The following is a 21,703-nucleotide window of genomic DNA, read 5'->3' as shown; positions in this document are numbered from 1 at the left end:
CCGAAAAGGGGGAAGGAAACAATGATCGATTATGCATGGCTCATACCGCTTTTCCCGCTTGTTTCGTTTTTGTTACTTATTGTGTTCGGGAAGAAAATTAGAGAGGGAAGTAGTGTACTAGGTATTTTCTTTACCTTTCTCTCCTTTATATCCGCGGTAGTGGTACTAATAGAACGGTTTTCATCCGAGGCAGTGAAGCATAAGTGGGTATGGCTTAGGGTAGGAGATATAGATATATCATTTGGTTTTGAAGTTACCGCATTAGGGGCTTTAATGTTGTTTATCGTTACGCTTGTGAGTTTTCTTGTACATGTGTACTCAAAAGGTTATATGAAAGGTGACACCAGATTACCAACCTTTTATGCATATTTAGGGCTCTTTACCTTTGCGATGCTTGGGCTAGTTATATCGACGAATTTATTACAGCTTTATATATTTTGGGAGTTAGTCGGCCTTGGTTCGTTTTTACTTATCGGTTTTTATTTCTTTAAAGAAGAAGCGAAGGCTGCTGCGAAAAAGGCTTTTATTATGACACGCATTGGGGATGTTGGGCTATTTATTGGGATGATATTAATTTTTTGGCACGCAGGTAGTTTTGAATATGACGCGATTTTTAAAGCGATTCATACGGGTGACCTCTCTCCTTCTATGATTACAATAACGGCGATATTAATTTTTATCGGTGCGATGGGGAAATCGGGTCAGTTCCCGCTTCATACATGGTTGCCAGATGCAATGGAAGGACCGACGCCTGTTTCGGCGCTTATTCATGCGGCAACGATGGTTGCAGCCGGCGTATATTTAGTAGCGACGATGTTCCCGCTATTTTCAGCAAGTGCGGTAGCGATGCAAACTGTGGCAATCGTTGGGGCTTTCACCGCAATCTTTGCGGCCTCTATCGGTCTAGTGCAAACTGATATTAAGAGGGTTCTTGCTTACTCTACAGTTAGTCAGCTCGGGTATATGATGCTTGCGCTAGGCTCGGCTGGTTATGTAGCTGGTATCTTTCACTTAACGACACACGCCTTTTTTAAAGCATTATTGTTCCTGGCAGCAGGAAGTGTAATTCATGCAGTCCATACGCAAAACATTAATAAAATGGGCGGTTTACAGAAAAAGATGAAATTAACCGGTGCACTATTTTTAATAGGCACACTTGCAATTAGTGGTGTTCCTCTGCTTTCCGGATTTTTTAGTAAAGATGAAATTTTAGCGGCGGCTTGGATGAATGGCAATTACTTTCTATTCGTTTTAGCAGTAATTGCGGCATTTCTAACAGCATTTTATATGTTCCGTCTATATTTTCTTGTCTTTACGGGGGAAACGAAGACGAAGGAAGAGGTGCATGAATCACCTCGCACCATGACGTATCCGATGATTGTCCTTGGTGTTCTTGCGGTAGTGGCAGGTTATATAAATACACCGTGGTTCGGAACGTTTCTTGGGGATTGGCTTACGAAAGATATAGGATTCCAGGTGAAGGAAGTGCATGGACCTGTTTGGATTATGGTTGTTGCGACGCTCGTTTCATTTGCGGGAATTGCCCTCGCATATTTCATATATGGCAAGAAATCTATCTCTAGAGATTGGGCCGGCGGAGAAGCGACGTCTTTTTATAACCTTTTGAAAGAAAAATATTATGTGGATGAACTATACAATGCGACGGTGCTTCCTATTACGAAAGGAATCGCTCATGTGCTTCGCTTATTTGAAGTATACGTTGTAGAAGGAATCGCAGTTTTAATTGCTGGACTCGTTAAAGGTATGAGTGGACTAGGATCGCGGCTTCAAAACGGGAATGTACAAGTGTATGGAACTGTAACAGCAGTTTCGCTCGCAGTGCTCCTAATTATTTTGTTATATACGGGAGGGGATTTACGGTGAATGGATTGCTATTAACGTTCTTCATTTTTTCCCCGCTTTTAGGAATTCTCTTGCTTTTATTAACGCCGAAACGAGAATCGCGTACAGTGCAGGCGCTTGGTTTATTCGGAACGGCGCTTCCATTTGGAATTGCTATCGTCCTTGCTTGTACATACGCTTCAGGAAAGAGCTTATCGATATTTGATGAAAAAGTGAAATGGATTAAATTTGGGGATTTCACAGCAGTGGACAAAAGGTGGTTTTCAATTTATTACGAGCTCGGCATTGATGGTTTATCGCTTATAATGATGGTGCTCACAGCCCTTCTAGCGATGCTTGCAGCTATTGCGGCATTTTCTATTAAAAGAAATTTGAAAGCATTCTACATGCTGTTACTCATGTTAGAAATAGGTATGCTCGGTGTCTTCGCTGCTCAAAATTTAATGTTGTTCTTCATGTTCTTTGAGATTACGTTGCCACCAATGTTTTTATTAATTGGCAAGTGGGGGAAATTGTCGAGTGAAAAGGCTGCATATAGTTATTTAATATATAACGGTATTGGATCAGCTATTTTACTTATCGTTTTCTCGGTTTTATTTGCGAAAACAGGTACAACAAATATTGCGGAGCTTAAAGAAATATTAACGAGTGTAGGTGCTGGGGGAGGAATGGCCGTCTCAAGTAGCGTACAGTTCGGCTTGTTTCTTGCCATAATGATTGCTTTTGCGATTAAACTCCCTGTTTTCCCTTTGCATCGCTGGATGGTCAATGTACACATAGAAGCGCATCCTGCTGTAGTTATGCTTCACGCGGGGGTTTTGCTGAAGATTGGCGCGTACGGTATTGTTCGCTTCGGGAAAGGATTATTCCCAGAATATTTTCGTGATTTTGCAACGCTAATTGCGATTTTAGGGGTAATTAATTTATTGTATGGGGCCTTTCTAGCACTCATCCAAACGGACTTTAGAAAGGTACTTGCTTACTCTAGTATTTCGCATATGGGCATTGTATTAATGGGGCTTGCGGCGTTAAATGCACCAGGTACACAAGGGGCATTGTTCCAAGTTGTGTCTCACGGTTTAATTGCGGCCTTACTCTTCTTCTTGCTTGGCATTATTGAAGAGCGTTTCGGGACTTCGGATATTACAGCACTTGGTGGACTTGCAAAAAGTGTTCCGGTGCTTAGCGGTTTCTTCCTAGCGGGCGGTATGGCATCGCTTGGAATGCCAGGGATGTCCGGATTTATTAGCGAATTCCTTGCCTTTCTCGGTTTATTCCAAGGGAAACCTGTTATCGCCGCCGTCGGTGTAATTGGAATTATTTTAACCGCTGTATACGTATTAAGAGCGACACTTCAAGTGATATTTGGTAAGAAAGAATGGGAAGCGAAATTTGATATACACGGATGGGAGTACGTTCCTGTTATAGTGCTTATCGTTTGTATTATTGCAATTGGGGTAATGCCAGAACTACTAGGGGATCCACTTCAAACTACATTGAAAACATTGGGGGTGAAGTAGGATGGATATGAACACGTTACTTAGCTTATCATGGCATCTCATGGTACCAGAATTCATTATTCTCGGGGCAGCCATCCTTCTTTCCATATGTGATTTGTTTTTTAAGCTGAACCATAGGTACGTTGCGATTGGTGCAATTGCCGCTGCCTTGTTAGCGATAGTGTCATTAATGACGCTATATAGCGAACCGGCAGGAGATATTTTAAATGGATCGTTTGTACTAGATGGATTTTCAAAAGGATTTAAAACGTTGTTATTAGGCGGAGCAGCTCTCGTTTTATGTATGGCAATAAGCGATGACAAGAAGGAGCCTATTCAAGATAAAGGAGAATATTATTATTTGTTTTTAATGGCGCTTCTTGGAGCGATGTTCATGGCTTCTAGCGTTGATTTCATAACATTGTTCGTTGGTTTAGAGTTGCTTTCGCTCTCTTCCTATATTTTAGTAGGAATCCGAAAAAGAAACCGTGCATCGAATGAGGCTGCAATGAAATATGTCATTAACGGAGGAATTGGAACAGCAATTACACTCTTTGGAATGAGTTATTTATACGGTATTACAGGGTCGACCAACATAGTGGAAATGCAAAAGGTATTTACGCAAGGATTGGCTGGGGGCATTCAGTTATTGTTAGCTCTCGCATTTCTACTTTTGCTCGTTGGACTCTCATTCAAAATTGCAACAGTGCCATTTCATATGTGGGCACCAGATGTGTATGAGGGAGCGGCTACACCTGTCACTGCTTTTCTCGGAACGATTTCTAAAATTGCTGGTTTTCTACTCATTACGCGTTTGTTTCTTATGGTGTTTGCAGGTGTGGCAATCCAAGGAGACGCACAATCTTTGTACGGGCGTATGAGTATATACATTGCGGTACTAGCTAGTATTACGATGATTGTTGGGAACGTAGTAGCATTAAAGCAATACAACGTAAAACGTCTATTTGCCTATTCAGGTATCGCGCATGCTGGGTATTTGCTAGTCCCTCTTGTAGCGCTATCACAGTTTACGATGGATAGTATGTGGTTTTATATGCTTGCATATATGCTTATGAATATAGGAGCATTTGCAATCATCCACGGATTAATCTTACAAAATGATAAGGAAAACATGACGATTTTTACAGGGTTATATAAGCGATCCCCCTTTACAGCTATAGTGATGACGGTCTTTATTTTATCGTTAGCTGGAATACCGGGGACAGCAGGTTTCATCGGGAAAATTAACATTTTTTTAGGGGCACTTCATGTTGAACCTGCTCATTACGTATTAGCTTCTATTATGATGGGGACGACGGTTATTTCATTCATATATTATTTCCAAATATTACAGCAAATGTTTTTCCGCAAGGGAGAGACAGAAGAAAAGCTCCGATTACCGTTAAATATAAAGATTGTCATGAGTCTTTGCGCAATTTCAATTGTAATACTAGGGATTATGCCGATGATTGGTTACAATTTCTTTTATGAACATTTTCCATTAATGAAGGATTTCTTCTTCTTGGGGAACGTGGTACAATAGTGGAAATAAAAGGTGTAGAGTCCGTACTCTACGCTTTTTATTTTGGAGTAACAACAAATGAAAACGTCTATAGGTATATGTTTTCCGAGAGGAAATTACGATGTAAGATGCTTATTTGCGTTTGAAAAAGTGTGGCTCCTACTTATTTATGGTATCGTTTTTTACATTTTGCGTAAGTAGTAGCCAAGCAAAAAAAGGGGTCGATTTTTTGGCACATCTTTTAGGGCAACAAGCACTGATTGCCATTGTTTCGCATTTATTGTTTATTACCATTACGTGGTGGGCCTTACAAGGTATTCACATTGAGCGCTTAATGAAGTCTGGAAAAGTGATGCAGACGAGAGTATTACTTATCCTAATTACAATTGCAATTGGGACATCTGTAAGTAACTTTTTCCTTGATTATTTAGGCTATTCAAAGAGTTTAACGTATTTAGTAAAGTAAGTGTATAGAACCTCATATCTCCGTTAACAATGGGGATAGGAGGGGATGAAATTGAAGTTTAAAGCCATTCTTATCGTTATCGTAAGTGTTGTTTTATTTTTGGTTGGATATAAAGAGATGAAACCTATAAGCGATGAACAGAAAATGGAGAGCATGATTGCAGCTTTAGAGAAGAACGATGCAAAAGTAGAGCGGTGGTCATGGTTAGCGCGAGAAACGAAAACAATTTCTAATATACATACGTTTCAAAAATTGTTAAACGATGTGAAGGAAGAGGCAAACATCGAAGGTTGGGAATTAGAACAATCTCCAGATGGATATAAGGCTACATCCTATAAAAAATCTTCTTCACATGAAGAACGAATAGTAGTAACTTGGAGTAAGGAAAATACTAAAGAAAACACTTTTATTATTTTTGAAGTGAGCGGGGCGAAATGGGACCCGAAGTACGTTCAGAACATGGATAAAATTTTTAGTGAAAAACCTATAATTTACACTTGTGTTCAAGGTGTACTGAATGATAAGATTGAAGGTGTTTTGCAAAATAAAACCAATCAGGTTTTGAAAGATCTTTCAGCAAGAGCGATCGAACAGATAGAAGAAAGAGCATTTGTATCAGTCTCCGCATATAATAAAAAGTGGAATGACGCTCTTTCAACAAATAGAGAGAAAATAAATGTGCAAATAGCAATACGTTCTACAAACAACAAAGATACAATTGTGGTTGGCACACCGATCATAACTTCTGAGTATTGAGTGAATAGATACTGAAAAAAGGACACGGAGGGGAATAATTTGGAAAAGATCATCGTCCGTGGCGGAAAGCGGTTAAGCGGCACAGTGCGTGTTGAGGGCGCAAAAAATGCTGTATTACCTATAATCGCTGCAGCCCTATTAGCGAGTGACGGAAAGAATGTACTATCTGAAGTACCAGTATTATCTGATGTATACACAATTAACGAGGTATTACGTCATTTAAATGCTGAAGTCGTATTTGAAAATAACCAAGTAACAATCGATTCTTCTAAAGAATTAAACATTGAAGCACCATTTGAGTATGTACGTAAGATGCGTGCATCTGTTCAAGTAATGGGACCATTATTAGCACGTAACGGTCGTGCTCGTATTGCACTTCCTGGTGGATGTGCAATTGGTTCACGTCCAATTGACCAACATTTAAAAGGCTTCGAAGCAATGGGAGCGAAAGTAAAAGTTGGTAACGGATTTGTTGAGGCACACGTAGAGGGCGAACTAAAAGGAGCTAAAATTTATTTAGACTTCCCAAGCGTAGGCGCGACAGAAAACATTATGTCTGCAGCTACATTAGCAAAAGGGACAACAGTCCTTGAAAACGCAGCGAAAGAGCCAGAAATCGTTGACTTAGCTAACTTCTTAAATGCAATGGGAGCGAAAGTACGCGGAGCTGGAACTGGAACGATTCGTATTGAAGGCGTTGAAAAATTATATGGTGCAAACCACCCTATTATTCCTGACCGTATTGAAGCAGGAACATTCATGGTTGCAGCGGCAATTACAGGTGGAGACATCTTAATTGAAAATGCTGTGCCTGAACATTTACGCTCAATTACAGCAAAAATGGAAGAAATGGGTGTTAAAATTATTGAGGAAAATGAAGGTGTACGTGTTATCGGCCCAGATAAGTTAAAAGCGGTTGATATTAAAACTATGCCTCATCCAGGTTTCCCAACAGACATGCAATCACAAATGATGGCATTATTACTACATGCTGATGGAACAAGTATGATTACAGAAACGGTATTCGAAAACCGCTTTATGCACGTTGAAGAATTCCGTCGTATGAATGCTGATATTAAAATCGAAGGTCGTTCTGTAATTATGAACGGTCCAAGTAGCTTGCAAGGAGCTGAAGTTGGCGCAACTGATTTACGTGCTGCAGCAGCATTAATCTTAGCTGGTTTAGTATCAGAAGGTTATACTCGTGTAACAGAGTTAAAACATCTTGACCGCGGTTATGTAGACTTCCATAAGAAATTAGCTGCATTAGGTGCAACTATTGAACGTGTAAACGAAAAAATAGAAGAAGTGAAAGAACAAGAAGTTTCTGATCTTCACGCTTAATTGAAGTAGTCTCTATGTCTTTTGACATAGGGGCTATTTTTTTTGGGTTATTACTGTTATAGTCAATAAATTCTATACTTATGCACGTCTCAGTAAAAATATTTAGAAAATTTTTGTTTTATTCCACTATTTGCGGTCAGTAAGCCCCACACCTCAAAGTTCGGCGAATGGGAGGAAGTTAGGCGGGAGATCAACTGCCCGTAAACGCCCGATTGGTGAAGACTAATAATCAGTGGGGGATGGACAAAACCCCCACTGATTATAGTTTCACTTTATACCGATACCCCCAAGTATGTTCTAAAAGATCCCGTATTTCCATAAGAATGAAAGGAATCCAACTTTATATTGGGGGAATAGGATGAAATTTTCAAAGCCACTTTTCATTACAGTAGCGCTCTTAATAGCGCTCGTTATCATTGTACCTGCTGCTCTTGTTATTCCGTTTGCGAAAGCAAAAGTAGGGGAAGAAGCAGCTTCTAAAACTCCTCCAGCGATAGAAAGTATACCAGCTCCAGGGAAAGTGGATACAGCGGTTCAAGTTGCTGTATATCGTGATCAGCAGAAGAAGGTAGAAACATTACCTATGGAGGAGTATGTGGCCGGTGTAGTAGCTTCTGAGATGAATGCCAGCTTTGAAATAGAGGCGCTAAAGGCGCAGGCATTAGCAGCAAGAACATTTGTAGTGCAGCGTATGCTAAGCGGAGGTAAGAAAAACAACGCGGATGTGACAGATACAGTGAAAGATCAAGTGTACAAAAGCAAAGAGGAATTAAAGAAACAATGGGGTAATAACTACGAAAATAATTTAAAGAAAATTGAGGAAGCCGTTTCGAAAACCGCAGGACAAGTTTTAACATATGATGGAAAACCAATTTCAGCATCCTTCTTCTCAACGAGTAACGGACGAACAGAAAATGCAGCTGATTATTGGGGGAATGATTATCCGTACTTGAAAAGCGTAGATAGTCCGTGGGATCAAGCCTCTCCAAAATTTACGAGTGAGCAAAAATTCACAGTAGCTGATTTTCAAAAACGTCTCGGTGTGAAAGTACTAGCAAACGGAAAGGTTGGTAATATTAAAGACCTTACGGAAGGAAAGCGAGTAAAGGATGTAGAGTTCCAAGGGAAAACATTAACAGGAAAACAAGTTCGTGAAAAGTTAGATTTACGCTCCTCAGACTTTACGTGGAAACAAGAAAGGGATAACATCACCGTTACAACGAAAGGGTTCGGTCACGGCGTCGGTATGAGCCAGTACGGCGCGAATGGTATGGCAGGAGAAGGTAAGAAATATACAGAGATAGTCGCTCATTATTATAAAGGTATTGAAATAAAGACGATGAACGAGTATGAAGGGAAATTGATGGTGAAGAAGTAGGTGTCAGGGGTTTCCTGATACCTACTTCTTTTTTGTTTAAAATATCATAATTTTCCATTAATTGTTTGGTATAATAGGATAAAAACATTTGGGGGAGACGAAATGGCGCTACTGGAGTTGAAACAGTTAGGGAAGACGAACCAGTTACCGGCAATTGAACTGGAGGTTGAAAAAGGACAATGTGTTGTTTTGCAATGCAATAATCATACAGCTAAAGTGTTGCACCGCATCATTATCGGTGAAGAAGCAGCTTCAACTGGGAATGTACTATTTGAAGGCACAGCGATTGGAAAGAAGAATTATTCCCGCATTGGTTTTTGTTTTTTGAAAGATGAAGCATACGATCGTTTGAAGGTGAGGGAGTACTTCAAGTTTATATTAGGGCTTTATGAATCTAACATGAGTATGGAAGAAGTAGTACAATATGTCGGTCTCCTAGATAAGTTGAACGTTAAAATAGAAAAACTATCATTTTCAGAGAAACGCCGTCTTCATCTTGGGCGAGTTATGATTCATAATCCGGATTTAGTTATTTTAGAAGAGCCAGAGCAAAATGTCGATACAGAGAGTACGATCATTATTCGAAAAGCGATTATGAAAATGAAAGAGCAAGGAAAGGCAATCTTTATTACGTCCTCCTTTTTATCAGATGCCCTTTCGCTGACAGAAGATGTGTACATATTAAACAACGATGGTGTGAAAAAGATAGAAATAGAGCAAGAGGAAGTTGAAGAAGTCGATGAAGAAAAAGTAGTTCAAATGATTCCGCAAATGAAACTGGAAAGAATACCAGCGAAAGTGAATGATAAAATCATTTTACTGGATCCGATGGAGATTCATTTCATTGAAACGCAAAACGGAGTGACACATATTCATGTGCGCGAAGGGGATTTCGTATGCGCATTAACATTAAGTGAACTAGAAGTGAGATTAACAGGATTTGGATTCTTTAGATGTCATCGCTCGTACCTCGTCAATTTACAAAGAGTACGAGAAGTCATTACTTGGACACGTAATAGTTTTAGTTTAATTTTGGATGACGAAAGAAAAAGTTCAATTCCGCTTTCAAAGGGACGAATGGATGAGTTAAAAGGTGTAATTGGGCTATGAAAATGCTCCAATAAGCTTAAAATACGATCCATTCACCGGTAAAAATACTCCTTTTATCGGTATTTTACTGCGCCTACCCTTTGTTTTTCATATGATTGAGTCAAGAAAAGCGAAACAAACAAACGAAAAGCGCTAAAGCGACTTTCATCTATAAAAAGAAAAACAAAGGGGATGACGAAATGACATTGGCAATTGAAATGAAAGATGTAATGAAAAGTTTCGATGGAAAAACGGCCCTTCGAAATGTAAATATTGAGGTGAAGCAAGGAGAAATCTTTGGATTCCTCGGACCAAGTGGATCCGGGAAAACAACAACAGTAAAGATTTTAACTTCTCAATTGCTTCATAGCGTTGGAACAGTACGAGTGTTAGGGAAAGATATTACAGGACCAAGTAGTATCGATTACAAACGAATCGGTATTTTAACAGACAATAGCGGCTTATATGAAAGACTTAGCATTTATGATAACTTACTATTATTTTGCGACTTATACGATTGTAAAAAAGAACGAATTGATGAAGTACTAGCACAAGTGAACTTATTAGATGATAAAAAAATGCCAGTAAAGAAACTATCAAAAGGAATGAAGCAGCGCGTCACATTGGCAAGGGCAATTCTTCATAAACCAGATATCCTCTTCTTAGATGAACCAACATCCGCACTTGATCCAGTAAACGTGCAAAACATTCATAAAATCTTAAAAGACTTAAACAAAGAAGGAACAACCATTTTCTTAACAACGCACAACATGGATGAAGCAGAAACGCTTTGTAACCGCATCGCCTTTCTATGCGGCGGAGAAATTGTAGCGCTTGATACACCAGAGAACCTTCGCCTACAATACGCGAAAGATCAAATACAAGTCGTATTAAAAGATAAGCAAAAAGAAGTAGTGCAAAAAGACGAATTAGGTGCAAAACGTATTTCAGAATGGATGAAAAAAGGTGAATTACTATCCATTCATTCACACGAACCAACGCTAGGCGATATCTTTATTGAAGTTACTGGGAGGGGATTATAATGACATTTTCAATGAGACGATTTTCAGCTATTTTTCGGAAAGAGTTACAGGATTTTAAAACGAATTCACAAACTTTAATTATGATGGCAATGCCAGTTTTCTTTGCAATACTATTTAGTCGTGCAGATAACTTTAGAGAAGTTGGGGCAGGTACATTAACTGCGATGGCGTTAGTTATGGTCGGAGGTTTTGTACAGGCAATGCTCATCGCTGAAGAAAAAGAAAAAAATACGCTTCGTGTTCTTATGCTATCACCAGCATCATCAATTGAAGTATTAATTGGTAAAAGTTCATTAACAGGTCTGATTACAGTTGCAATTTGTTTTATTAATCTACTTATTTTAGGTAAATTAGAAGGTAATTTTGCATTATTATTACTCATCTTTGTTCTTGGAATGCTAATATTTAATCTCATTGGCACTTGTATCGGATTATTAGCTCAAAATGTGCCACAAACCTCAACAATTGGATTGCCAATATTAATGACATTTCTTTTGGGCGATTTAATTGGAATGTTTGTGAAGAATGAAGTTGTTACAAAGATGATTGGTTATTTACCAACTCGTCATATCGGTCTTGCAGTTAGCAGTGTTATAAAAGGTGAAGGTTTTAGTGCAATTGCTAGTAATTTATTGAATATAACTATTTGGTTAGTTGCAGTACTTGTTATTACGCTCTTTATTTATAGAAAGAAACAAATGGACTAAAAACTGAGCTGAAACGCTCAGTTTTTTCCTTTTTCTATCATTTCCTCGGAAATTTTACAATTCCTATACATAATTTTACAGATTTTGTCGAAAAGTAATTAGTTATAGGTTGTATAGGATGAATGAATATTGTTCAAAATGATTGCTGAGGTGATGATGGAATGCGAGGAAGAAATAGTAAAAAGTCGCAAAAAGTAGTACATTTATTTCAAAAAAGATGGGTGTTTCCGGCACTATACATTGCTTGTGCAGCGGTAATCTTAATGGTTGCGCTATGGTTCCAGGGAGCTAATCCAAAGAAAGCTCCGAACCAAGATCAAGCAACACCGTATACACAAACGGAAGATCCGGCAGTACCAGTAACAAAATCTTCAGAAGTAGTGAAAATGCCAACTGCAGCAAATGCAGAAGTAGTAGTACAGAAGAAATTCTATGAAGATGCAGCATCAGAGGCGGAACAAGAAAAAGCACTTGTTTTTTATAACAACACATATTCCCCGAATAAAGGAATTGACATTGCTGCGAAAAACGGAAAAGAATTTGATGTTACAGCTGCTTTAAGTGGTACAGTAACGAAAGCTGAAAAAGATTCACTTCTTGGTTATGTTGTAACAGTAGATAGTGGAAATGGTGTAGCGGCATCTTATCAAAGCTTAGGCAGTGTGAAAGTAGAAAAAGGTGCAAGAGTCGCGCAAGGTGAAGTGTTAGGAAAATCAGGTCTAAATGCAATGAATAAAGATGCAGGTTCTTACGTTCACTTTGAAGTACGTAAAGACAATGTGGCTGTGAACCCTGAGCGTTATTTAAATAAATCAGTAGCAGAAATTAAAGCTGATGCAGGTGCTGCAAAGGCGACGAATGCTTCTGGTAAAAAAGCTGATGACAAATCTCAAAAAGAAGAAAAGTCAACAAGCACGAAACCAGAAAGTAAAACAGAAGATAAGTCTCAAAAAGAAGAGAAATCAACAAGCGGTTCGACTAGTGATAAAGAGACGAACGGCAAACAAGATGACAAATCTCAAAAAGAAGAAAAATCAACGAATGGTTCTACAGAATCATCTAACGGTTCTTCTTCACAAGAATAATAAAGTAAAAAAATCAGTTCTCATTAGGAGAGCTGATTTTTTTATTTTTATATAAAAATAATCAATTTCGAGAAAAAAGTTGCAATAACAAGGAAAAATGACGAGATTCTCGAATATATATTACAAAAGGGAGGGGATACTGTGTCATTTTTATCTGTTCTGTCGATTGCTATCATTTTATTGTTTGTTTTATTCGCTTTATATTATTATATTGCCGGTAAGAAAGAAGTCCCCCACCATCAGTTGTTAGAAGAAGAATATGAAAGAGAAGAGTGACACCTTTTATAAAGAGGTGTCACTTTTTTTCGCCATAATTGTCATCGTTAACGTATTTCTCACAAAAAAACGTAATTTTTCTTAACTTAGTCCGCAAAAATAGTGAACATGTAGCATATATCAGTAGTGCGGGCAATACAATGGTATAAACCAATGCAAAGAGAGTGTTTGAGGTGAGAAATCGTGAATCATTTCATTATAAATCCAAGAATGTTTAACGCTTACAAACAGCACTCACATTTACTTCATAGTCGTATGCAGCGAGTCTCATTTCACACTTCTCACATCCAATTTAGGGAGGCGAGTGGTGTGCACGATTACATCAAAGAGAGAACTATCAAGATTGGCAAGTATATCGTGGAGACAAGAAAGACAGTGCGTGTAATCGCAAAGGAGTTTGGGGTATCAAAGAGTACAGTCCATAAAGATTTAACAGAACGTTTGCCAGAAATTAATCCAGAGCTCGCAAATGAAGTGAAAGAAATTCTTGATTATCATAAGTCTATTCGTCATTTAAGAGGGGGAGAAGCAACAAAGCAGAAGTATAGAAAAGAAGATACTGAAAACCCTGTGCGCCAATAAATCTAAAATAGCAAACATTCCTTGCAAATTCGGTAATATTTTTCAGAAGAATTCTTTTTGCGAATATTACGTTTCTGTTAAATTTGTGATAAAATCAGAAATTAGGTGTAAAAGAATTCGGGTGTAACCTGATTTTGAATATCGAGGAGGAAATGACGGGAATGTTTGCGCGAGATATCGGAATTGACCTAGGTACGGCTAACGTATTAATTCATGTTAAAGGTAAGGGTATTGTATTAAATGAGCCATCTGTTGTGGCAATTGATCGTAATAGTGGAAAAGTATTAGCAGTAGGTGAAGAAGCAAGAAGTATGGTGGGACGTACACCTGGTAATATTGTAGCAATTCGTCCGCTTAAAGATGGTGTAATCGCAGATTTCGAAATTACAGAAGCAATGTTAAAGTATTTCATTAACAAATTGGACGTGAAGAGCTTCTTTTCAAAACCTCGCATTTTAATTTGCTGTCCAACAAATATCACATCTGTAGAACAAAAAGCAATTCGTGAGGCTGCTGAACGTTCAGGTGGTAAAACAGTATTTTTAGAAGAAGAACCAAAAGTATCCGCAGTTGGTGCTGGTATGGAAATCTTCCAGCCAAGCGGAAACATGGTTGTTGATATTGGTGGAGGTACAACAGATATTGCCGTACTTTCTATGGGTGATATTGTTACCTCTTCCTCTATCAAAATGGCTGGCGATAAGTTTGATATGGAGATCTTAAACTACGTTAAACGTAAGTATAAGCTATTGATTGGAGAACGTACTTCAGAAAATATTAAAATTGAAGTTGGTACAGTATTCCCAGGTGCACGTAGTGAAGAGCTTGAAATTCGCGGACGTGACATGGTAACTGGTTTACCACGTACAATTACAGTATGCTCTGAAGAAATTACAGAAGCACTAAAAGAAAACGCGGCTATCATTGTACAAGCTGCAAAAGGCGTACTAGAGCGCACACCACCAGAACTATCTGCGGACATTATTGACCGTGGTGTTATTCTAACAGGCGGTGGAGCTTTATTACACGGTATCGACATGCTTCTAGCAGAAGAGTTAAAATTACCAGTATTAATTGCTGAAAACCCAATGCAATGTGTTGCTGTTGGTACCGGTATTATGTTAGAGAACATTGATAAATTGCCACGTCGTATGTTGAAATAGTTATATAAAGGGTAGTAAAAAGTGCGAAGGAAATAGTTCCTTCGCACTTTTTTTGTAAATAAAAGAAAGTAAGAGGAGATTTGTAATGCCAGAAAAGAAAGCGCTTTCTTAAACTAGATGTGACAATAGTTGTTAGGTTATTGTCATAGTTTGTAAATAAAAATTATGTTATAATCATCCTTGTGAATTTCGTGTGAACTTGATGTAAAATCTATGTAAATTTGTTTTGGATTTACATAGGGGAATTTGAGACCTTCTTATCGTGCATAGGTGCAAGGGAAGCTCTAATTTTAATATATTTCTAAAGTAAATAATTATAAAAAAAGAACATTTCACAGGGGGCGCGATTATGAAAAAGGTTATTACATATGGGACTTTCGATTTATTGCACTGGGGACACATTAACTTATTGAAGAGAGCGAAAGATTTAGGGGATTATTTAATTGTTGCTGTTTCTTCAGATGAATTTAACAAATTAAAAAATAAAAAGTCTTATCACAGCTATGAGAATCGTAAAATGATTCTAGAAGCAGTTCGTTATGTGGATGAGGTGATTCCTGAGCATAATTGGGAGCAGAAAGTAAAAGACGTTGTTAATCATGACGTAGATACATTTGTTATGGGTGATGATTGGGAAGGGGAATTTGACGAATTAAGTGAATACTGTGAAGTCGTCTATTTACCACGTACAGCTGGAATTTCAACAACAAAAATTAAAAAGGAACTAGTGCAAGTTGCTAGATAAAATAAATGATTAGAGAAATAATGGTAGAAATCTATCTCATCTTAGTTGCAATTTTACATAGTATGATGAAAGTGTTTCCAATTAAAAAGAAAGTAACTTTTATTATGTCTTATGGTGAGAATTTATTTTTTATTTATGAGGAAATGCAACGCCAAGGTATAAATTGTGAGGTGGTTTTTTTATATAAATCTACATGTAAATATGAAGTGGACAACTACTCGAATGTGAAATCTTATAAATTTGAAACAAGGAATATATTCCACACTATTAAATCCGTCTATCATTTATCTACTTCTCAATATGTCATTGTTGATAATTATTTTGGATCGCTAGCAAAAATTAAATTTAAAAAAGGCGTAGAGTGTATTCAAATATGGCATGCAGCAGGTGCTTTTAAAAAATTCGGATTATTAGCTCCGTCTTTAAAAAAAAGAAGTCTACGAGCTCAAAACAGATTTATGGATGTTTATAAAAACTTCCATAAAATTGTTGTAGGGTCAGAAGCGCTTGCTGACATTTATAAGAAAGCTTTTGCTCTATCGGATAATAATATATTAAAAACAGGTATTCCGAGGACAGATTTGTTTTTTGATGAACAGAGACAAAAGAAAGTTAAAGATAATATTTTTATAGTAAATCCAAAGCTAAAAGATAAAAAGGTTATTTTATATGCGCCAACTTTTAGGGATAAAGAACTAGTAGATTTTGATTTACATCTAGATATCGATGAGATGTATAGGCAATTGAAAGGTGAGTATATTCTCATCATTAAATTACATCCAGCAATACGAAACATATGTAATTATGAGGAAAAGTATGCGGGATTTTTATATGACTATTCCCTTTATCCAAATATAAATGATCTATTTCTAGTGACGGATATATTAGTCACTGATTATTCCTCCATACCATTTGAATTCTGCTTATTAAATAAACCAATGATCTTTTTTGCATACGATTTAAAGAAATATATGAAAAAAAGAGGGACTATTGGTGATTATATATCTGATGTGCCAGGACCAGTTGTTTATACAACTGAGGAGGTGGTACAGGTGATAACAGATGGTAAGTTCAAAATAGATAGTATAAATAATTTTACTTTGAAATGGAATGAGTATTCGATAGGTGATTCAAGTAAGCACTTTGTAAATATGCTTTTTAAAGGGAAATAGTAAGGTAGTCATGCATTTCTATAATAAGGATGTGTTCGAGGAAAAGATAAAAGACTTTTTATAGGAAGTATACTTTATAAATGAATTAAAGAGGGGTTTTAATATTGCAACTCAAGAAAAAGATTAACAGAATGAAAAATCGTATTAATTTTTTATCAGGCCCGCTGAAAAAATATTCGAATGACCAAGGGTTTAAGAGAACTGTTAAGTACACTGATTTTTATGTGAAATTAGACTTGGATGAGAAAGTTATATTATATGAATCTTTCCATGGTAAAGGTATGACAGATAGTCCATACGCAATCTTTAAAAAAATTATTGATAATCCAGAGTATAAGGATTATACACATGTTTGGGCATTAAATGATGGAAATAATTTTTATGCTAAACGTTATGAAAATGAAAAAAATGTTAAGTTCGTTAAAGTTCATAGTGAAGAGTATTTAAAATATTTAACAACAGCGAAATATCTAATTAACAATACTACATTCCCACCTTATTTCCAGAAAAAAGAGGGACAAATCTATGTTAATACATGGCATGGAACACCTATTAAAACATTAGGAAAGGATATGAAGGGCGAAATAGGGCAACATAAAAATATTCAAAGAAATTTTATGCATTGTGACTATATATTAAATCCTAATAAATTTACTGCAGATACCATTGTAAATTCACATGATTTAGAAGGGTTATACAATGGTTATGTTGTCGATGAAGGTTATCCTCGAATTGACCTCACTCTACAAGTAAACCCGGAAGAAGTACGAGAATATTTAAAGGAATTTGTAGAAATTGATGAAACGAAAAAGATAATTTTATATGCACCGACTTGGAGAGGAGGAGTAAATCAGGTAAGTAATATTAAGGATGAGATTAACAATATTGTGAAAAAAATGTATTCTGAAATACCTAGTGATTATCAACTCCTGTTAAAAGTCCATACATTGACATATAAATTTATTAAAGATGATGAAAGCTTACGAGAGATTTGTATACCAGATTGGGTAGATTCCAATGAATTGATGTCAATAGTAGATGTTTTAGTAACAGATTACTCTAGTATATTCTTTGATTATATGGTAACAGAAAAACCAATCATTTTCTTAACGTATGATAAGGAAGCGTATGAAGAGCAACGAGGTTTATACGTTCAATTAGAAGATATGCCAGGTCCAATATGCTATACGGTAGACGAAGTTGTTCGTAGTATTGAAAAAATTGAGAGTGTAAAAAATGATTACAGTTTTAAATACCAAGAAATATTAAAAGAATATTGCTATCATGATGATGGAAATGCTACAGCAAGAGCGATTGAGATTATTTTCCGAGGAAAACATACGGAGAATGTATATAAAGTCACAAATGAGAATAAGAAAAATATTCTAATGTACTGTGGTGGGTTTTTGAATAATGGAATTACCACATCAGTTATTAACCTTTTAAATAATATTGATTACTCAAAATACAATGTGGCAGTTATTGATAAAGGGAAGTATGATCAAATTTCAAGAGATAATTTCAATCAAATTAATTCGAATGTGAAAAGATTTTATCGAGTAGGTAGTTTAAACACCACTTTAAAAGAATCTTATCAAAATAATTATGTTATGAAAATGGGGCTAAAGAATGAAAGAGCTCAGAAGGCGCTACCAAAGCAACTATACAAGCGTGAAATTTCAAGGTTATTTGGTAATGCGGAATTTGATATAGCTATTGACTTTAGTGGATATGTCCCATTTTGGACATTGTTATTTGCGTTTGGAGATTTTAAAAAGAGAAATATCTATCAACATAATGATATGTGGGCAGAATACTCTAAAAAAATTAAAGGTAAATTTAAGCATAGAGCTAATTTAAATATTATTTTCCCGTTGTATAAGGAGTTTGATAAAATAGTAGCTGTTGCAGAACACACAAGAAACTTAAATAGGAAGAATTTGAAGGATTATATTACACTAAAACAAGGTGTGTATGTCCATAATGCCATTGACCCTAATAAAGTACTTAAACAGATTGAAGAAGGCGACATATATAAATATGACGGGAAAGAATATTTATTAAAAGAAAATATTCACGGAAATGGTAAGCTTGAAATTAGAGGAATTGAAATGCCCCAAAAAGAGAACATTAATTTTGTTAATATGGGAAGATTGTCACCTGAAAAAGATCAGAAAAAGCTTATACATGCTTTTGCAAAAGTTACGGAACTCTATGATAATATTAGGCTTTATATTATTGGAGATGGAGTTTTAAAAGAAGAATTAGAGAATTTAGTGAGAGAAAAAAATCTAGAGGACAAAGTGATTTTTACTGGTCAAATGAGTAATCCTTTCTTACTTATTAATCAATGTGACTGTTTTGTTCTCTCGTCTAATCACGAGGGACAACCAATGGTATTGTTAGAGGCTTTAATATTAGGAAAGCCTATTATAGCTACTGATATTGCAGGATCAAGGAGCATTTTGGAAAAAGGCTATGGGGATTTAGTTGAAAATAACATTACTGGTTTAGTAATTGGGATGCAAAAGTTTATATTAAGTAAAACATCTTTTAAAGAATTTGATTTTCAAAAATATAATGGGCATGCTCTTGAAATGTTTTACGATGAAATATGCACTCTTAAAGAGAAGTAGAGCGTAATCAAATTAAAAAATATAATGAAATATGGAAGCTAAGTGAATTATGTTTATATCACTTAGCTTCTTGCATAAATAGTGATATTTTTAACGTTGTTAAGGTGATAAAAGGGGGCTTATTTTGAAAAAAATCACAGTGGTTGGTGCAGGAAGCTGGGGAACAGCACTATCTATGGTTCTAGCGGATAATGGGCATGAAGTGCGAATTTGGGGAAATAAAGCAGAACAAATCCATGAAATTAATGAGAAGCATACAAATGAAACATATTTACCTGGGATTCAGCTTTCTAAAACAATAAAAGGGTATGAATCCTTAGCGGAAGCAATGGATGGGATAGATACGATATTATTAGTTGTCCCAACGAAATCAATTCGTAGTGTAATGCAGCAACTGAAGGACATCGTAAAACAACCGATAACAATTATTCATGCAAGTAAAGGAATTGAACCAGGGTCATTTAAACGTATATCAGAAATGATTGAAGAAGAGATGCCGAAAGAGTTAATAGAAAGTGTTGTTGTTCTTTCAGGACCAAGCCATGCAGAAGAGGTGAGTCTTCGTCATCCTACTACTGTAACCGCTGCGTCATATCATTTACAGGCTGCGGAAAAAACACAAAAGCTATTTATGAATACAAATTTCCGTGTTTATACAAATCGAGATGTGATTGGTGTTGAATTGGGCGGGGCACTAAAAAATATTATTGCCCTTGGTGCAGGAATTTCAGATGGTCTTGGTTACGGAGATAACGCGAAGGCAGCTTTAATTTCCAGGGGACTAACTGAAGTTACACGATTAGGGTGTGAGATGGGAGCAAATCCGCTTACCTTTGCAGGATTAACAGGTGTAGGTGATTTAATTGTGACTTGTACAAGTGTTCATAGTCGCAATTGGCGAGCTGGAAATTTACTTGGAAAAGGTCATAATTTAGAAGAAGTATTAGAAAATATGGGTATGGTAGTAGAAGGGGTTCGTACAGCTGAGGCAGCGTATCATTTAGCTGAAAAAATGAATATTGAAATGCCAATTACGAATGCAATATATAATGTTTTGTTTAATGGGAAAAATGCAAAAGAAGAGGTAGACACATTAATGGGAAGAACGGGAAAAGGCGAGGTTTCGCGTTAATGTATCGTAAGTATGAAGCGACTGAATTAGAAGGTGTGTAAACGACATGAGTTTTATAAGAAGAATAAAAAATCACCGTATTGTAAAGGAATTATGTAAGGCAGTATTTCTATTCTGTAGTTGTTTGCCTCCCAAAAAGAAATTAATTTTATTTGAAAGTTATTCTGGAAAACAATATAGCTGTAATCCACGGGCTATATATGAATATATGTTACAAAATAATATGGATTTTGAAATGATATGGAGTGTAAATAAAAACCATACAGTGCAATTTGATAAAGAAAATATCCCATATGTAAAAAGGTTCTCGATTCGTTGGTTTATTTTGTTGGCGCGTTCAAAATATTGGGTTACAAATAGTAGAATGCCCTTATGGTTACCTAAACCAAAACATACGGTATATATCCAAACTTGGCATGGTACGCCATTAAAGAAATTAGCTGGTGATATGAAAGAAGTACATATGCCAGGTACGACAACGGAAAAATATAAGCATAATTTTCATCTTGAAGTACAAAATTGGGATTATCTGCTTTCACCTAATACCTATTCTACAGATATCTTTAGAAGGGCATTTCAATTTCAAAAGGAAGTCGTAGAAGTTGGTTACCCACGTAATGATTTTTTATATCAGAGTAACAATTCTTCAGTAATAGAATCTTTAAAGAAGAATAATAACTTACCGATAGATAAAAAAATTATTTTATATGCACCAACATGGAGAGATGATCAATTTTATAGTAAGGGACGATATAAATTAGATTTACAACTAGATTTGGATCTCTTACAAAGTAAGTTAGGATCGGACTATGTTATTTTATTACGTATGCATTATTTAGTAGCAGAAAAATTTGATTTAGTTAAATATAAAGGGTTTGTTTACGATTTTTCCAAGCATGTTGATATTAACGAACTATATGTAATATCTGATTTGTTAATCACAGATTATTCTTCAGTCTTTTTTGATTATGCAAATTTAAAGCGTCCAATCATTTTCTATACGTATGATATTGATTCTTATCGTGATAAATTAAGGGGATTTTATTTTGATTTGGAAGAAGAAGCCCCTGGACCGATTGTAAAGAATACAAGAGCGGTATTAGAAGAAATAGTAAAGTATGAAGTAAATGGATTGGGAGAATTTGCAGAGAAATACGATAGTTTCTATAATAAGTATTGTTATTTAGAAGATGGTGGTGCTTCTAAACGAGCTGTAAGGAAAATATTTTTCGGAGAGGCATAGTA

General features: G+C 36.2%; 19 protein-coding genes. All 19 read left to right on the top strand.

Annotation, left to right across the window (positions count from 1 at the left end; translation table 11 throughout):
- Nucleotides 1–21 precede the first annotated feature (21 nt).
- The 19 genes from nuoL to CQ058_RS15185 all read left to right on the top strand — a co-directional run bounded on the left by nuoL (nucleotide 22) and on the right by CQ058_RS15185 (nucleotide 21,701).
- Nucleotides 22–1,884: an NADH-quinone oxidoreductase subunit L gene (gene nuoL, locus CQ058_RS15275; protein ID WP_105589842.1), complete on the top strand. Its 1,863-nt coding sequence runs from the start codon at nucleotides 22–24 to the stop codon at nucleotides 1,882–1,884.
- Nucleotides 1,881–3,383 carry an NADH-quinone oxidoreductase subunit M gene (locus tag CQ058_RS15270; RefSeq protein ID WP_002191284.1) on the top strand — a complete coding sequence of 501 codons (1,503 nt, stop codon included), beginning with the start codon at nucleotides 1,881–1,883 and terminating at the stop codon, nucleotides 3,381–3,383. The genes nuoL and CQ058_RS15270 overlap by 4 nt, the downstream gene beginning before the upstream one ends.
- Nucleotides 3,384–3,390: 7 nt before the next feature.
- A complete protein-coding gene (gene nuoN / locus CQ058_RS15265; RefSeq protein WP_002192256.1) occupies nucleotides 3,391–4,905 on the top strand; it encodes an NADH-quinone oxidoreductase subunit NuoN in 1,515 nt (504 codons plus the stop codon).
- A 208-nt stretch (nucleotides 4,906–5,113) separates the two neighbouring features.
- Nucleotides 5,114–5,350, top strand: a complete 237-nt coding sequence (locus CQ058_RS15260; protein ID WP_002016201.1) for a DUF1146 family protein — start codon at nucleotides 5,114–5,116, stop codon at nucleotides 5,348–5,350.
- A 51-nt stretch (nucleotides 5,351–5,401) separates the two neighbouring features.
- On the top strand, nucleotides 5,402–6,106 hold the full coding sequence (locus tag CQ058_RS15255; protein WP_002130043.1) for a YwmB family TATA-box binding protein: 705 nt from the start codon (nucleotides 5,402–5,404) through the stop codon (nucleotides 6,104–6,106).
- A 39-nt stretch (nucleotides 6,107–6,145) separates the two neighbouring features.
- On the top strand, nucleotides 6,146–7,450 hold the full coding sequence (murA, locus tag CQ058_RS15250) for a UDP-N-acetylglucosamine 1-carboxyvinyltransferase (RefSeq protein ID WP_105589841.1): 1,305 nt from the start codon (nucleotides 6,146–6,148) through the stop codon (nucleotides 7,448–7,450).
- 358 nt (nucleotides 7,451–7,808) lie between these two features.
- Complete coding sequence (gene spoIID, locus CQ058_RS15245; RefSeq protein ID WP_002191281.1) at nucleotides 7,809–8,828, top strand: stage II sporulation protein D; 1,020 nt, start codon at nucleotides 7,809–7,811, stop codon at nucleotides 8,826–8,828.
- 102 nt (nucleotides 8,829–8,930) lie between these two features.
- Complete coding sequence (locus tag CQ058_RS15240; protein ID WP_002191280.1) at nucleotides 8,931–9,938, top strand: LytTR family transcriptional regulator DNA-binding domain-containing protein; 1,008 nt, start codon at nucleotides 8,931–8,933, stop codon at nucleotides 9,936–9,938.
- Between the two features lie 179 nt (nucleotides 9,939–10,117).
- Entirely contained in the window at nucleotides 10,118–10,960 is an 843-nt protein-coding gene (locus tag CQ058_RS15235) for an ABC transporter ATP-binding protein (RefSeq protein WP_002191278.1), read from the top strand.
- The gene (locus CQ058_RS15230) at nucleotides 10,960–11,667 is read left to right on the top strand and encodes an ABC transporter permease (protein ID WP_002191277.1); all 708 of its coding nucleotides are present in this window, start codon (nucleotides 10,960–10,962) and stop codon (nucleotides 11,665–11,667) included. The genes CQ058_RS15235 and CQ058_RS15230 overlap by 1 nt, the downstream gene beginning before the upstream one ends.
- A gap of 161 nt (nucleotides 11,668–11,828) precedes the next feature.
- The gene (gene spoIIQ, locus CQ058_RS15225; protein WP_002191276.1) at nucleotides 11,829–12,752 is read left to right on the top strand and encodes a stage II sporulation protein SpoIIQ; all 924 of its coding nucleotides are present in this window, start codon (nucleotides 11,829–11,831) and stop codon (nucleotides 12,750–12,752) included.
- 141 nt (nucleotides 12,753–12,893) lie between these two features.
- A complete protein-coding gene (locus CQ058_RS15220) occupies nucleotides 12,894–13,028 on the top strand; it encodes a hypothetical protein (protein ID WP_002016211.1) in 135 nt (44 codons plus the stop codon).
- Between the two features lie 309 nt (nucleotides 13,029–13,337).
- Nucleotides 13,338–13,610 carry a sporulation transcriptional regulator SpoIIID gene (gene spoIIID, locus CQ058_RS15215; protein WP_002089714.1) on the top strand — a complete coding sequence of 91 codons (273 nt, stop codon included), beginning with the start codon at nucleotides 13,338–13,340 and terminating at the stop codon, nucleotides 13,608–13,610.
- A gap of 161 nt (nucleotides 13,611–13,771) precedes the next feature.
- The gene (mreB, locus tag CQ058_RS15210; RefSeq protein ID WP_105589840.1) at nucleotides 13,772–14,773 is read left to right on the top strand and encodes a rod shape-determining protein; all 1,002 of its coding nucleotides are present in this window, start codon (nucleotides 13,772–13,774) and stop codon (nucleotides 14,771–14,773) included.
- 349 nt (nucleotides 14,774–15,122) lie between these two features.
- On the top strand, nucleotides 15,123–15,518 hold the full coding sequence (gene tagD / locus CQ058_RS15205) for a glycerol-3-phosphate cytidylyltransferase (RefSeq protein WP_070145571.1): 396 nt from the start codon (nucleotides 15,123–15,125) through the stop codon (nucleotides 15,516–15,518).
- A 5-nt stretch (nucleotides 15,519–15,523) separates the two neighbouring features.
- Complete coding sequence (locus CQ058_RS15200) at nucleotides 15,524–16,690, top strand: CDP-glycerol glycerophosphotransferase family protein (RefSeq protein ID WP_139211977.1); 1,167 nt, start codon at nucleotides 15,524–15,526, stop codon at nucleotides 16,688–16,690.
- Nucleotides 16,691–16,821: 131 nt separating this feature from the next.
- The gene (locus CQ058_RS15195; RefSeq protein ID WP_105589851.1) at nucleotides 16,822–19,326 is read left to right on the top strand and encodes a glycosyltransferase; all 2,505 of its coding nucleotides are present in this window, start codon (nucleotides 16,822–16,824) and stop codon (nucleotides 19,324–19,326) included.
- A 124-nt stretch (nucleotides 19,327–19,450) separates the two neighbouring features.
- Complete coding sequence (locus tag CQ058_RS15190) at nucleotides 19,451–20,458, top strand: NAD(P)H-dependent glycerol-3-phosphate dehydrogenase (RefSeq protein WP_002184556.1); 1,008 nt, start codon at nucleotides 19,451–19,453, stop codon at nucleotides 20,456–20,458.
- Nucleotides 20,459–20,504: 46 nt separating this feature from the next.
- Nucleotides 20,505–21,701 carry a CDP-glycerol glycerophosphotransferase family protein gene (locus CQ058_RS15185; RefSeq protein ID WP_105589839.1) on the top strand — a complete coding sequence of 399 codons (1,197 nt, stop codon included), beginning with the start codon at nucleotides 20,505–20,507 and terminating at the stop codon, nucleotides 21,699–21,701.
- Nucleotides 21,702–21,703: the final 2 nt, after the last annotated feature.

The organism is Bacillus sp. MYb56, assembly GCF_002976445.1.
Lineage (GTDB): Bacteria > Bacillota > Bacilli > Bacillales > Bacillaceae_G > Bacillus_A > Bacillus_A mycoides.
This window is presented reverse-complemented; position numbering and strand designations above follow the sequence as displayed.